Source organism: Bacillus sp. ISL-39, from assembly GCF_018613295.1.
Classification (GTDB): Bacteria; Bacillota; Bacilli; order Bacillales; family Cytobacillaceae; genus Mesobacillus.
The window spans coordinates 15,206-28,644 of sequence record NZ_JAGGQM010000019.1 but is presented as its reverse complement, the minus strand read 5'-3'; the positions used below and the strand labels follow the sequence as shown (position 1 = coordinate 28,644).

General features: G+C 42.5%; 14 protein-coding genes. 6 read left to right on the top strand and 8 right to left on the bottom strand.

The features are described 5' to 3' along the window. Positions 1-48: 48 nt before the first annotated feature. The 3 genes from cls to J7E37_RS14455 form a co-directional block, all read right to left on the bottom strand. Positions 49-1,560, bottom strand: coding sequence for a cardiolipin synthase (gene cls / locus J7E37_RS14465; RefSeq protein ID WP_214776608.1), 1,512 nt, complete (start codon positions 1,558-1,560; stop codon positions 49-51). 314 nt (positions 1,561-1,874) lie between these two features. Further along, entirely contained in the window at positions 1,875-2,891 is a 1,017-nt protein-coding gene (gene moaA / locus J7E37_RS14460) for a GTP 3',8-cyclase MoaA (RefSeq protein WP_251009678.1), read from the bottom strand. A gap of 287 nt (positions 2,892-3,178) precedes the next feature. Next, the gene (locus J7E37_RS14455) at positions 3,179-4,678 is read right to left on the bottom strand and encodes a nitrate/nitrite transporter (protein WP_214776609.1); all 1,500 of its coding nucleotides are present in this window, start codon (positions 4,676-4,678) and stop codon (positions 3,179-3,181) included. A 392-nt stretch (positions 4,679-5,070) separates the two neighbouring features. Here J7E37_RS14455 and J7E37_RS14450 point away from each other — a divergent pair, with 392 nt between their 5' ends. After that, positions 5,071-5,769 carry a Crp/Fnr family transcriptional regulator gene (locus tag J7E37_RS14450; protein ID WP_214776610.1) on the top strand — a complete coding sequence of 233 codons (699 nt, stop codon included), beginning with the start codon at positions 5,071-5,073 and terminating at the stop codon, positions 5,767-5,769. 72 nt (positions 5,770-5,841) lie between these two features. Here the strand turns inward: J7E37_RS14450 and J7E37_RS14445 are convergent, their stop codons facing one another. The 3 genes from J7E37_RS14445 to yjfP all read right to left on the bottom strand — a co-directional run bounded on the left by J7E37_RS14445 (position 5,842) and on the right by yjfP (position 8,343). Further along, a complete protein-coding gene (locus tag J7E37_RS14445) occupies positions 5,842-6,966 on the bottom strand; it encodes a TIGR04053 family radical SAM/SPASM domain-containing protein (RefSeq protein WP_215024793.1) in 1,125 nt (374 codons plus the stop codon). 219 nt (positions 6,967-7,185) lie between these two features. Beyond that, the gene (locus J7E37_RS14440; protein ID WP_167832161.1) at positions 7,186-7,497 is read right to left on the bottom strand and encodes a metal-sulfur cluster assembly factor; all 312 of its coding nucleotides are present in this window, start codon (positions 7,495-7,497) and stop codon (positions 7,186-7,188) included. Between the two features lie 78 nt (positions 7,498-7,575). Continuing rightward, positions 7,576-8,343 carry an esterase gene (yjfP, locus tag J7E37_RS14435; RefSeq protein WP_215024673.1) on the bottom strand — a complete coding sequence of 256 codons (768 nt, stop codon included), beginning with the start codon at positions 8,341-8,343 and terminating at the stop codon, positions 7,576-7,578. Between the two features lie 512 nt (positions 8,344-8,855). Between yjfP and J7E37_RS14430 the strand changes: the two genes are divergently transcribed. The 3 genes from J7E37_RS14430 to J7E37_RS14420 all read left to right on the top strand — a co-directional run bounded on the left by J7E37_RS14430 (position 8,856) and on the right by J7E37_RS14420 (position 10,524). Further along, positions 8,856-9,674, top strand: coding sequence for a Cof-type HAD-IIB family hydrolase (locus J7E37_RS14430; protein WP_214776613.1), 819 nt, complete (start codon positions 8,856-8,858; stop codon positions 9,672-9,674). A 505-nt stretch (positions 9,675-10,179) separates the two neighbouring features. After that, positions 10,180-10,332 (top strand): hypothetical protein, encoded by a 153-nt coding sequence (locus J7E37_RS14425; RefSeq protein ID WP_167832158.1) that lies wholly within the window; start codon positions 10,180-10,182, stop codon positions 10,330-10,332. After that, on the top strand, positions 10,333-10,524 hold the full coding sequence (locus J7E37_RS14420) for a DUF3813 domain-containing protein (RefSeq protein WP_215024671.1): 192 nt from the start codon (positions 10,333-10,335) through the stop codon (positions 10,522-10,524). It begins immediately after the preceding gene. A gap of 37 nt (positions 10,525-10,561) precedes the next feature. Here the strand turns inward: J7E37_RS14420 and J7E37_RS14415 are convergent, their stop codons facing one another. Further along, positions 10,562-11,350 (bottom strand): BsuPI-related putative proteinase inhibitor, encoded by a 789-nt coding sequence (locus tag J7E37_RS14415; protein ID WP_215024669.1) that lies wholly within the window; start codon positions 11,348-11,350, stop codon positions 10,562-10,564. 23 nt (positions 11,351-11,373) lie between these two features. Next, positions 11,374-12,216: a YitT family protein gene (locus J7E37_RS14410; protein ID WP_214776617.1), complete on the bottom strand. Its 843-nt coding sequence runs from the start codon at positions 12,214-12,216 to the stop codon at positions 11,374-11,376. A gap of 129 nt (positions 12,217-12,345) precedes the next feature. Here J7E37_RS14410 and J7E37_RS14405 point away from each other — a divergent pair, with 129 nt between their 5' ends. After that, positions 12,346-13,206, top strand: a complete 861-nt coding sequence (locus tag J7E37_RS14405; RefSeq protein WP_215024667.1) for a DegV family protein — start codon at positions 12,346-12,348, stop codon at positions 13,204-13,206. Positions 13,207-13,270: 64 nt separating this feature from the next. Next, entirely contained in the window at positions 13,271-13,402 is a 132-nt protein-coding gene (locus J7E37_RS14400) for a DUF3941 domain-containing protein (RefSeq protein WP_071976845.1), read from the top strand. Positions 13,403-13,439: the final 37 nt, after the last annotated feature.

Below are 13,439 nucleotides of genomic sequence, written 5' to 3'. Positions count from 1 at the left end.
GAATGCCCCAATCAATTAATGATGGGGCATTTTTCATTACAGCTTACGTTATAATGCACCGGAGAAAAGCCGCGCGAACGATTCCTTCGTTCGTTCCCAAAGCCCGCGCTTATGATATTTAACAGGACTGATTTTCTCCGAGTCCTCAAGATCCTCTTCATAATGAGCCACAAGGTCCCTGATCGAACTTGTACCAAACAAAAATACATTGACCTCGAAATTCAGATGAAAGCTCCGCATGTCTAAATTGGCTGTGCCAATCGAGGCGATATTCCCATCAACGATGATGACCTTCTGGTGCAAAAACCCTTTTTTGTACGAGTAAATCTCTGCCCCGTTCCGTAATAGCTCAGAATAGTAAGAACGGCTCGCATATTGCGTCAGGTAGCTGTCATTGATTTCAGGGACCATGATCCTGACTTCAATCCCCTTTGCTGCGGCAACTCTCAATGCCGTGCGGATTGCTTCGTCAGGGACAAAATAAGGGGTAGCAATCCAAATCGATTTTGTTGCACAGGACATCATCGTATAGTAAAAATCACTCATGATTCCCTGCTGAGTATCCGGACCGCTTGGCACGACCTGGATAGCCCCATCGAGTTCATCTTCATCATGGGGATTTTTCACGGCTCGCTTATTTCCCAGCACTTTCTCGCCGCTGACATATTCCCAATCAAGCAAAAAGACATTATGAAGGGTATACACAGCCTCACCGGTCAGCACCATATGCGTATCACGCCAGAAACCGATTTTATCATCTTCTCCTAAATATTCTACTCCAACGTTCAAACCTCCGACAAATCCAATCTCCCCATCGATAATGACAATTTTTCTGTGATTTCGAAAGTTGAACTTCTGATTGAAGAACCCGTATTTTAGCGGGGAGAACGGTGCCGCTTTAATGCCCGCCTCCTGCATGTCTTTAAGGTCGCTCACTGCGAACTTCATGCTTCCGGCAGCATCGAACATGAATAAAACCTCGACACCTTGCTTTGCCTTTTCAATCAGGATATCTATAATCTCCCGTCCAAGGCGATCAGACCTGAAAATATAGTATTCCATATGGATGAATCTTTCTGCTTCCCGTAATTTCTTTTTCAGTTCGGCAAAGGTTTCTTCTCCATTTTTCAGGATCTTTGCTCTGGAGGCAGTTGTTATCGGTGTCAACGTTGCATTTTTTGCATACTTGGCGAAGCATTGCTGATTTTCAATCAAAAAAGAAAGGTCCCTCGACTCTTCCTTCCTCATCAGTTTTTCCCACTGGTCACGGTCTCTCGTCCGCTTGCTTTTATATAAATAACCCTTTAAATACAGCTGACCCGAAAATAAATAAAAGAAATAACCGCCCACGGGAAAAAGCAGCATGACATACATCCACATCAGCGTGTGCTGAGCCGAACGGTTTTCAAGCATCAATGAATACATGCTGATAAAAATGATCACCGCATAGATCAGTATGGCTGATACCTTGAAAGTCTGGCTATAGTCGGTAAAAAATACAATATAGAAACATGCCATTAAAATAAATACAAATAAAAATTCCAGTCTTCTTTTTAGCATTCAGCATTCTCCAACAAGTTTATAGTAGATTCATGTATACCCATAAACCATTTGTCCGGAAACATAGTATGTCCAAATTTTCCATACGCGCCAAAGTAAAAAGATCATGAAAAATGGTTTCGTGAAGATTGTTGTTAAAATTCTAAAGACCATTTTAACGTAATATAAAGCCATCTTGCAGGTCGGCAGTCAGTTTGCATGCTCTTTTCTCACAAAAGAGTCAACTTTGCGAAGGAATCCGATTTTGTAGTCAATTGCAGCAAAGTTTGAGAAAAGAGCCTAAAAAAACAATAAAAAAGACCCCCGAAGGAGTCTTAGCCGCCAATATAGGACATTTCGATTTTCTTTCTGTTCGCAACTGTTTCAGCCGTTCTTTCATCAGAATAACGGTCATCTCTATGATTCCAAACGTCCGTAATACGGCCGCGGAGTTCACCATCTGTAGCGCCAGCGCGCATGAAGTCGCGGATGTCGTGGCCATTGCCATTGAACAGGCATGTGAATATCTGGCCATTCGCTGACAAACGTGACCTTGTGCAGCTTGAGCAGAATGACTCTGATACCGATGAGATGAAACCGACATTAATATCCGTTCCTTTATAACGGTATTTTTTCGCGACTTCACCGAAATACTCAGGATCAACTGGTTCTAATTCATAATGCTGGCTCAAAAGGTCATGGATCTGCTTCTTCGTGATGACATCATCCATTTTCCAGCCATTCGTACTACCTACATCCATGAATTCAATGTAGCGGAGCTCCAGGCCTTCTTTTTTGCAGAATTCGGCCATTGGGAGAATCTCAGTATCATTGAGTCCCTTTTTGACTACCATATTGATCTTAACGCCCAAGCCAGCTTTCTTCGCTGACTCAATTCCTTTTAATACCGGACCTACACCAACATTCCGGCCATTAATTTCGCCAAACAATTCATCTTTTAAACTATCCAGGCTGATATTGACCCGCTTCAGTCCAGCAGCACGCAGCTCCTCTGCATACTTCGGCAGCATTACGCCATTGGTGGTCAAAGCGATATCCTTTAATCCTTCAATCTCATTCAGCATCTTGACGAGGATTGGCAAATCCTTGCGCATCAGTGGCTCCCCGCCTGTAAGCCTGATCTTTTCCACCCCAAGTTCTATGAATAACCTGGCCACACGTTCAATTTCTTCATATGACAATAGCTCGCTTTTAGGAAGGAAAGCGAAATCAGGGCCAAAGATTTCGGCAGGCATACAATACTGACAGCGGAAATTACAACGATCTATAACAGAAATACGCAAGTCGCGTAGCGGTCTATTTAATTGGTCTTTGATTATGTTTTTCACCATTTTGTGTCAACTCCAATTATAGAAGTGATGAATACTGAAATTGTAACAGCAACGCAGGTTCTTTACTGTTAATATTCTCACAGTAACATCTTCAGTCCTCTATTAGAATAGTAGATTACATCCTTATGTCTATATTACAACATAAAAACTGCAAGGATAGTGTTTTTGTGTAGAAATGTCATCATGTTGTCATAATATCATATAAAAAGCGCAAGCGCCTTAAGCAGGAATTTCTTTTCGGTAAAGCAAGGAAAAGACCGCATCAGGGACGCAGTCTTTTAAAAGGCTTATTCGTTCTTTAAGGTCAATTCACTGAACATGCCCACAAAGTTCTTAATTTCACCTGCTTCATTTTTCACTGGGCTGATTGTTAACCATTCAGTATAAATGGTACCGTTCTTCTTCTTGTTCCAAATCTCCCCCTGCCAGAATCCCTTGTACTTTACGGATTGCCACATCTCCCTGTAAAAGTCTTCCCCATGCTTACCGGATTGCAGGAGGCGAGGATTTTCCCCAATGACTTCCTCTGCACTGTAGCCTGTGACAGTCGTGAATGCTGGATTTACTTTTTCAATCGTACCGTTGACATCTGTAATCATGATTCCCTCAGCTGTGTGGTCGAGGATATTTTTAGCAAGATTTAATTTCTCCTGATAGAACATCCAAATCACGATGATTAGGCTTGCCAGCGCCACCTGTGATAAAGCCATGAAACCAATTGCATAGTGTCCGGTAAGGTTGAACAGGAATGCCAGCATAAGCGGCGGGAAAAATCCCCCTAATCCACCCATCGCTGAAACAATTCCGTTAACGATCCCAGCTTGCTTTGAAAAATAAAGCGGTACAAGCTTGAAGACAGTCCCATTCCCGATGCCGGCACTGACTGCGACTGCGAGACAGCCAATTGTATACAAAGTTAACGAAGGCGTGAACGAGAGCAGAAAGCCCGAAATGGTCATTCCTGCGAACACAGCCATCAATATGACGAATGAGTTGAATTTATCACCCAGCCAGCCGCCGATTGGCCTGAAAAACGTCGCCAGTGCAATGAAGCCTGCTGTCCTTAGTCCTGCATCGACTTTATCAAGCTCGAAATGAGATACCAGGAAGTTGGGCAGATAGATTGTGAAGGCTACAAATGAACCAAAAGTTAAGAAGTAAAATAAGCTCAATGCCCAAAGCTTCTGGTTTTTGTACACACTCTTGATTTGCTCAGCCAGAGGAGTCACAACTTTTGGTTCTTTTTTGTCACCGAGGAAAAAGTTAAGTAATGCGAATGCAATCAGCAAGATGATGAAAAGCTTGACAGTTAGCTGCCACCCGAACTGAGCTGCAATGACTGGTGCTGAAAAAGTTGTAACGGCCGTTCCCAGATTTCCTACCCCATAGATTCCGTTTACGAAGCCGTGGCGTTCTTTCGGATAGTATTTTGGCAGTGAGGTTACGCCTACAGAGAAAATGGCTCCCCCAGTGCCGACGAATAATCCTCCAATCAACAATTCAATATAGGAATCAGCAATACTGATGAAATAAACTGGAAACAGCAGGAATGCAAAGCTGATAAAAAACAGTTTTCTTGCCCCGTATTTGTTTGTCCAGAACCCAATTGGAATTCTAAGGACAGAACCAAGGACGACGGGAATGGCAGTAGCCATTGCTACCTGGTTGGCAGTCAGCTGAATATCCTCTTTAATGAACGGCATTAATGCAGATAAAATCACCCATACCATAAATCCAGCAACAAGACTGAGCGTTTGAAGCGGCAGTTGAACTTTTTGTGTGATCATGGTTTCCCCCTCTGTTTGCAAAAATTTTAGATATACCAGACAGTTACTTGGATAAATAGTAAGAAAAATCGAAACTATTAGATATGACGAACTTCACATCACTTTCTTTGTTCAATAAACTGTCACAGTTGTCTCTAAACAATTGAAACACCCGACTTTTATTATCGATATAATATAGATAGACTGACCGCATTTGTTTCGAAAATGTGAACAAAATGGTCTTATAATGTGACGAGATTTTGACATTTCCTTAATCATCATTTAGTTAACACTATCCCGATGTTATTATTGGGTCAATAAAGAGAAGCCACGGAAAAAAAGAAAAGCGCAGGAGCTAGACAATTCTCAAAGTGAGATCTATGCTTTTTAAAATCAAAAAAAGGGTGATGACCATGCCAAACACAACTAAAGCGACTCATTCAATTGAAATTAAAGAATTACTCCAGTTTGCCGACCGGACCATCCATGTACAAAAAGGATCATATCTGTTTCAGGAGGGCATGGAGGCAGAGGAGCTTTATTTGATCCTGGGCGGCAAGGTCCAAATCAGCAAAGTCACCCAGGATGGCCGCGAGCTTGCCTTAAGAATTTGCGGAGAAAACGATATTTGCGGAGAGTTGACACTTTTTACTGATGCACCTAAGTATCTCTTGAGTGCGCTAATCCTGGAAGATGCGAAAATCGCAGCAATCAGAAAAGATGTGATCGAAAAGGAGATTTTCCACAATCCATCACTTGCCTTTGAATTCATGAAGTGGATGAGCGATCATTTCCGTAAAACCCAGACTAAATTCCGCGACCTGGTTCTTAACGGGAAAAAAGGAGCATTATTCTCTACCTTGATCCGGATGACTAACAGCTATGGTGTCCAGAAAGATACCGGCATTTTGATCGACCTGCCGCTGACTAACCAGGAGCTGGCCAATTTCTGCGGAACTTCCCGCGAAAGCACAAACCGGATCTTGAACGACCTGAAGCGAGAAGGAATCATTTCAATTAAAAAAGGGAAAATCCTCGTACATGATGTAGATTATTTACGCCAGGAAATCGGCTGTGAAAACTGCCCGGCAGTTTTTTGTTCCATTGATTAATATAAAAAAGCGAGTGAATGCCTTTCATCTGGCATCACTCGCTTTTTTTTAAAGTTCCCCAGGAGAGCTTTATCAGCTCTCCTGCTTTTGCTTTCTCAACGCTTTAGGGATGTAAACACAGAATGGCTCGCTCTCCAGGTAATCACCGGTCATCGCGTATGCTCTTGAGCGTGAACCCCCGCATACATGCCTGAATTCGCACACTCCGCATTTTCCTTTGTACTCATCAGGATTCCTCAATGATTTGAAGACTGGCGAATCCCTGTAAATTTCAGCAAGGGGCTGTTCCCTTACGTTCCCTGCTTTCACAGGCAGCAGCCCGCTTGGGTATACATCTCCAACGTGGGAAATGAACACGAACCCATTGCCATCGTTGACCCCTTTTGGCGCGCGGCCAAGGCCGTCGATAGACCCTGTCAGTCCTTCCTTTGTCAGTGCAGTCAAGTAATCAATTTCGTCTGTATGATCCTTTGCTTCCCGCATTTTTTGCTGGATGACAACCCGGCGATAATGTTGGGCAGCAGTTGTTTTAATATCGAACTTAACCCTTTTGCTTAAATCATACAGCCAGGTGAAGACTTTCTCATGCTCCACAGGAGAGATCATGTCCTTTTCCTGTCCGCGTCCTGTTGGAACCAGGAAAAACACACTCCAAAGGACACAATCTAAATCTTCGACCATTTTAGCCATTTCATCCAAATACTCAATATTATATCGTGAAATGACAGTATTGATTTGAATCGGGATTTCCAGTTCATGCAAATACTTGATTCTTTCCATCGTCAAATCAAAAGAGCCTGCTGTTCCCCTGAAGTGGTCATGGACTTCAGCCGTTGGTCCGTCAATGCTGAAAGCCCAGCGGGACAATCCAACTGACTTCGCCTTTTCAATCGCTTCTTTCGTTACATTTGGTGTCGCACTTGGTGTCATCGAAACACGGACACCTTTTTTCACCGCATACTCTGCGATATCAAAAACGTCTTCCCTCATCAATGGGTCTCCACCCGTGAACACAAGCATCGGATTATTCATCTCATATATTTGGTCAATCAGCGTTTTACCTTCTTCAAAAGACAATTCACGCGGATCTCGTCTATATTGTGCTTCCGCACGGCAGTGCAGGCATTTTAATTGGCAGGCTCTGGTAAGTTCCCAAATAACAATGAATGGGTCTTTGTTAAAATCTCTATCGAACATCATTGGCGCCTCCTTAAGTACTTCCCTATAAAAGAAGTATATAAGTGTTTCCAACATGATTAAGTGAACTAACTCACATAAATGAACCCGTAATTGCTATTTTGTATGACAATTTTGTGTCCTGTACTATCGGAATGAGATTTGTACAAATAATAAATTCCATGCCAGACAGCCATAAAAAAAGCAGCAGGAGAGTTCCTGCTGCTTTATCCTTATAACTTAATCCCTAACGCCTAGGGCGATTTTTGCATAACGGGACATCATGTCTTTTGACCATGGCGGGTTGAAAACGATATTTACTTCAGTATCTTTTACTTCAGGAAGGTCGGCAAGAGCCAGTTTTACCTGCTCAACGATCGTGCCTGCAAGCGGGCAGCCCATAGACGTCAACGTCATTGTCACTGTCGCAAGTCCTTCCTCGTTCAAATCAACATCATATACAAGCCCTAAATTAACGATATCGACGCCAAGTTCAGGGTCAACGACCATCTCAAGCGCACCCATAATGCTATCTTTTAATTCTTCATCCATCGGTGAACACTCCTTTTTTATTGCTGTAACCTATTACTATCATAACAATGATTTATAAGCATTTAAAGCGGAAAGGCATCAAATATGCTTTTCAAACCAATTTGCCGTTGCCTCCACACCCGCATTTGACACATTATGTCCTGCATTTTCGTCTGTAATGAATTCAAACTTTCCTTCTGCTTCCTTATAGCTTTTCCTGTTTTGCTCGTAAAAATGATAAGCAGCTTGATATGGTACAACCGGATCTAATTTTCCGTGCCAGAATAGCAATGGACGATGATTTAATTTTTCAGGCTGCAGGCTCAGGTCATACTGTTTAAGCTGATTCAGCAAACCTGATATTTCTTCCTGTGATAACCCAACCTGAACATTCCTTTTTTCCATTTCGTTCAGCTGCCATATCGCGAACTGCTCAAATGAAGGATTCCCCATCAAGCTGACACCAGCTTTTATCCACTCATACTTTGCCATTGCGCCGAGTGTCGTGATGCCTCCCATCGATGTACCCGCAACACCGATTCTCGCTGCATCCACCAGTCCTTCTTCAACCAACTCCTGTTTAATAGTCGAAAGTTCTTCGATCGATGTGATTACGATGTCCCAGAAACGGAAGCCAAGCTCGGTCTGCGACATCCCTTCGCTCCGTGTTCCATGATATTTCGCCTCAGGCATGATGACCCTGAATCCTTTTTCCGCAAAAAGATAAGCATAATGCATGTTTCGTTCCTTCGTGCTCGTAAACCCATGCAAAAAAACAATCAAAGGCATTCTCTCCTTAAATTGTTTTTGTTTTACGATATGGAGAACGGGAATATGTTGAATGGTTTTCTTTTCGACTAAAATCAATGATTGACCCTCCTGAAGAAAGCGGACATTAAATTTACCGCTCTTTTAAGTATCTAAAATGATTTTTTTACAATTTATATGTAAAATGGTTACCATAGTGGTTATAAGACCAATTAACCAGCAACCAATATATGTATTGTAGAACTCTTGCGAAAAAAGAGCCAATCATACGCATATTAATAGAAAAGCGGAGGCGACTGCCCAACTCCGACAAGCGTTGGAGGGCCTGACAGTGAAGTCGCTCTTTGACTTCATTGGCATGACCGAAACGTCTCGAGGAGTTAGGAGCCGCAGCTGGACAATATGAAAAGCGTAAGCGCCTTGCTCAGCCCCGACAAGCGCTGGAGGGCCGACCAGTGAAGTCGTTCTTTGACTTCATTGGGCGGACCGAAGCGACTCGAGGGGCTAGGCGCTGGAGCTGGACAATATGAAAAGCGTAAGCGCCTTGCTCAGCCCCGACAAGCGCGGTATTGAGACACTAAGAAAAATATTAGATTTAAAAAGGAGTATTTATGGCTGAAAAACATTTAATTGCATTAGATCTTGACGGAACATTACTGACAGATGATAAAACGATTTCTGAAAAAAACAAACACGTGATTAAAAAAGCACGGGAAGCAGGGCATGTTGTCATGATCGCGACAGGAAGACCATTCCGATCCAGCGAGATGTATTACCATGAACTTGCCCTTGATACGCCAATCGTCAACTTCAATGGCGCGTTTATCCATCACCCGCTCGATAACAGCTGGGGAGTCCATCATTCTCCGCTTTCAATCGATGTGGCCAAAGATATTGTAGAGGCACTTGATGATTTTAAATTCCACAATATCATTGCCGAAGTAATCGACGATGTATATGTCCACTATCATGATGAAAAACTGATGGACATTTTTAATATGGGAAATCCGAATATCACAACAGGGGATTTGAGAAGGTATTTGAAGGCCTCACCAACCAGCATGCTGATCCACTCTGATGAAGAGGACGTACGTAAAATCCGTAAGCACCTTTCTGAGGTTCACGCCGAAGTAATCGACCACAGAAGCTGGGCTGCTCCGTTCCACGTCGTCGAAATCGTCAAAAGCGGATTGAACAAAGCAGTTGGCTTAAAGAAAGCATCTGATTATTTCCAAATCCCTGCAGATCGCATTATTGCATTCGGCGACGAAGATAACGATTTGGAAATGCTTGAATACGCTGGACGCGGAATCGCAATGGGCAATGCGGTTGACGAAGTGAAAAACATCGCGAATGACATGACATTGACAAACGAAGAAGACGGCATTGGCGTCTATTTGAATGATTTGCTTAATTTAAAAGCTCTATAAGATACACCCAAGATGTCCGGTAGAAAAATTCTATCGGACATCTTTCGCTTGTTGCTGGCTGCGTTTGACCGTTATTTGTTTGTTTTTACCCTTTATAATCGGTACAATTCCCTGAATTTGGATGACGGCATAATTATTGTTGATGTTCGGGTAATTCCAGTTATTTTTCAGGAGATTTCCCCGCTTAATTAGGAGATTACACCCGATGATCGGGCAATTCCCTGGTTTCATTAGGAGAATAATTTTTCCAGTTACCATTTCCCTTTATAATTGATGGGTTTCTCCCTTCTATAAACTATAATTTTGGGATGAAGGCATGATTATTGCTGTTGTTCGGGGAAGTTCCTATTGATTTTAGCGACATTTCCGCGTTGGTCAGGTGATTACACAGGATAATCCGGCAACTTGCATTACAACCGTTTGTTTTCATACCAAAAGAGCATACTATAAGCGAAGCAGCGTACCAGCCTGTTTCAAATTCGCTCGTAGATGGAGGGGTAAAACGATGGGTAAAAGCAATAAATCCAAGCGTTTTGTACAGCAAGGGGTAGATACTGTCTCCAAGCATGATGAAAGGATCCCTTACCACACCACGTATGCCGAGGCTGAAGCTCAAAAGATGGCAAATGTCAGAGAGTCCTCTTTAGGAGGAATTTAAATGGGAAACAGGCTGTTTCAGGAAGCAAGGAAGGCTGTCCAATTAGCTAAGACTGCGGAGACTGCGGAACAGTCTGCAGCCATCAGCACTGCTAAAAATGCTCTGTCATCAGCCTATGCCAATACGACAATGGCTGAAAAGGAGCAGCTTCGGTCATTTCAGGACGAGCTGAATTCAATTGAAAGTAAGTAAAGCAAAAGCTGGCGGGGATTCCGCCAGCTTTTGCTTTTTAGTTATTTGGATTAAATCTTTCGAGCAGCACTGGATAAGTATGAATGATTTCCCCATCCTTGCTGCGTTCATACAGATTGAGAATGACTGATCCATTTTGCGGAAGCTTGCTTTCAGGTATGGAAACCTCCAGTGTGAAAGGCTTCCAATGCGGGTATTTTGCATCAGGGACCACTTCTGTTTCGGCAATCAGCTGGTTATGACCATCTTCAACTGTATAATAAAACTTCCCATTGATTGGCCTGGCGTCACCCATTATTTTATAATTCCCCTTGCCGCCCTCTGAAACAACGCCTTTAAAAACGGGATTCTCCGCAGGAATATACATTGTTTTCGTATCTGTAAGCAGCTTTTTGTCACCAACTGGTTTTCCATTGACGCTGGTTGCTTTTAACTGTGCAGTGACAGTGTATTCTCCTTCTGGGAATCTTTTACCTGCACTCGTATAATCCCATTTTTCCACCCACTTCATTTTTTCCTGCGGTTTCAAGGTCAGGGTTTCAAAAGCCTGTGCAAAGGACTTTCCTTCCGAATACTGATATACCTTTTTCTTATTGGCATCCAGAACGGTAATTTCGTATTTTTGAGAGGTTGGGAATTCAAACGATAACTCTGTACTGCCCTGGTTTTGCAGGACAATCTCAAATTCGGCTTTTTCTGGACCAGCTATGGGGTCAATGTAAAAACTGTATTCGAGATTTACTGGTGACTGTTTTTCTTCCCCAATCGCCAAGGCAGGTGCGACCGCTATCAAAAGTAAGATAATCATCAAACCGACCTTCCTCATTAACAGTACCTCCGTTTCTGTGGTTACTCCCTTCGGAAAAAACCGAAGATCCCTGCAGTCTCAACAATATTGGTAAATGCATGTGGATCTACTTCCTTAATAATGTGTTCCAGGTCATACAATTCATACCTTGTGACGACAATAATGAGCATTTCCTTCTGTTCTCCTGAAAAAGCTCCCTTTGCTGGCAGCAGCGTGATACCACGTACAAGTTTGTCATGGATGGCCTTCTTTAATTCATCTGATTTCTTAGTGACTATCATCGCCGTCAATTTCTCATGCCGTGTATGGATGGCATCAATTAACCTTGTGGAAACATACAGAGCGACAAGAGTATAAAGAGCGTTCTCCCAGCCAAATACAAAGCCAGCTGTCATAATAATGATGCCATTCAATGTAAAGAAATATGTACCAACCGGCCGATCATTCATCCGGGACAGTACCATCGCAATGATATCCATGCCGCCAGTAGAAGCACCCCACTTCAAGGTAAGCCCTACACCAAGTGCCGCAATGACTCCCCCAAAAACGGCATTCAGCAGAATATCACTCGATACTTCTTTTACCGGAATGATTTCAAGGAAGAATGATGAAAGCAGCACGGAGATAAAACTATAAAGTGTAAATGATTTCCCCACCTTCATCCAGCCAAGGATTGTTACCGGAATATTCAATAACAATAGAAGAATTCCGGTAGAAATATTAAATGGCGCGAATGCACCAAGTATGCTCGAAACGAGCTGGGCAATCCCGGTAAAGCCGCTTGCATAAACATTTGCCGGGATTAAAAAGAAATTCAGTGACAAAGCATTCAAGAATGCCCCGATCACCACGATGATGATTTTTTTTGTTTCCAACCAGACCATGTAAATCCCCCTTATTCTTTTCTATTCTTCCTGTACCCCTATTTTGCCGAAAATCACTATATTTAATTGTCTTTTTCCCATATTCCCTATAAACTATTAACATAAAAAGGTTGAAAGCAGGTGAAAGTGATGTCAGTAAAAATCATGGCTGACAGTGCATGTGATTTGCCATTGAGTTTTTATGAAGAAAATGATGCAATACTATTCCCGTTGAAGGTCCATATTAATGACACTGAATATGAGGACCTGCGAACAATCCAGCCAAAGCAAGTGTACGATCAAATCCGCGCTGGCAACCTTCCAAAAACCTCTCAGGCATCTCCTGCTGGTTTTAAAGAAGTTTTTACGGAATTGGCCGAGAACAAACAGGATGGAATATACATAGCTTTCTCTTCACAATTGTCAGGAACATATCAGACAGCCGTCATGATTGCCGAGCAGGTAAAGGAAGAGTATCCAGACTTCAACTTGTCGATCATCGATACAAAATGTGCCTCACTTGGACAGGGGCTGGTTGTTATGGAAGCAGCACGTATGGCGAAGGAGAATTTTTCAAAGGATGAAATCGTGGAAGCCGTCCATTTCCTAAGCGAGCATATGGAGCATCTATTTACTGTTGATGACCTTGACCATCTTGCTAAAGGGGGACGCGTATCTAAAGCTTCAGCTTTCGTCGGAGGCCTTTTGAATATCAAGCCACTGCTTAATGTGGAGGATGGGAAATTGGTTCCAATTGAAAAAATCCGCGGAAAGAAAAAGCTTCTTCGGAGAATCATTGAAGTAATGAAGGAACGCGGAGTGGCTTTTGAAAACCAAGTCGTCGGCATCAGCCATGCGGATGATTTAGAAACAGCTACCGAGATGAAGAATATGATTCATGAAGAGCTAAATGCAAAGGATGTTTTCATCACTTCGATTGGTGCAGCGGTCGGTTCCCATACAGGGCCAGGTACGATTGCTATTTTCTTCTTAAATAAACTGTCTTCATAATTTACATACTCCTTTCGGGTTTTAGGGAAAATAAAATGCACCTAACCTGAAAGGAGTTTTTTATATGCCACATACATCTGATAATGATAAAAAAGCAAAGGACAACAATGCCCTTCGCCACGAAAAAAATATGATGCGTGAAAAGAACCGGAAAGCAGGCAAGAATCAATACTCCAAGAAAACAGATCATCTTTAATAAAAAATTGAACTAACTATTTAATTGAATTCCATAA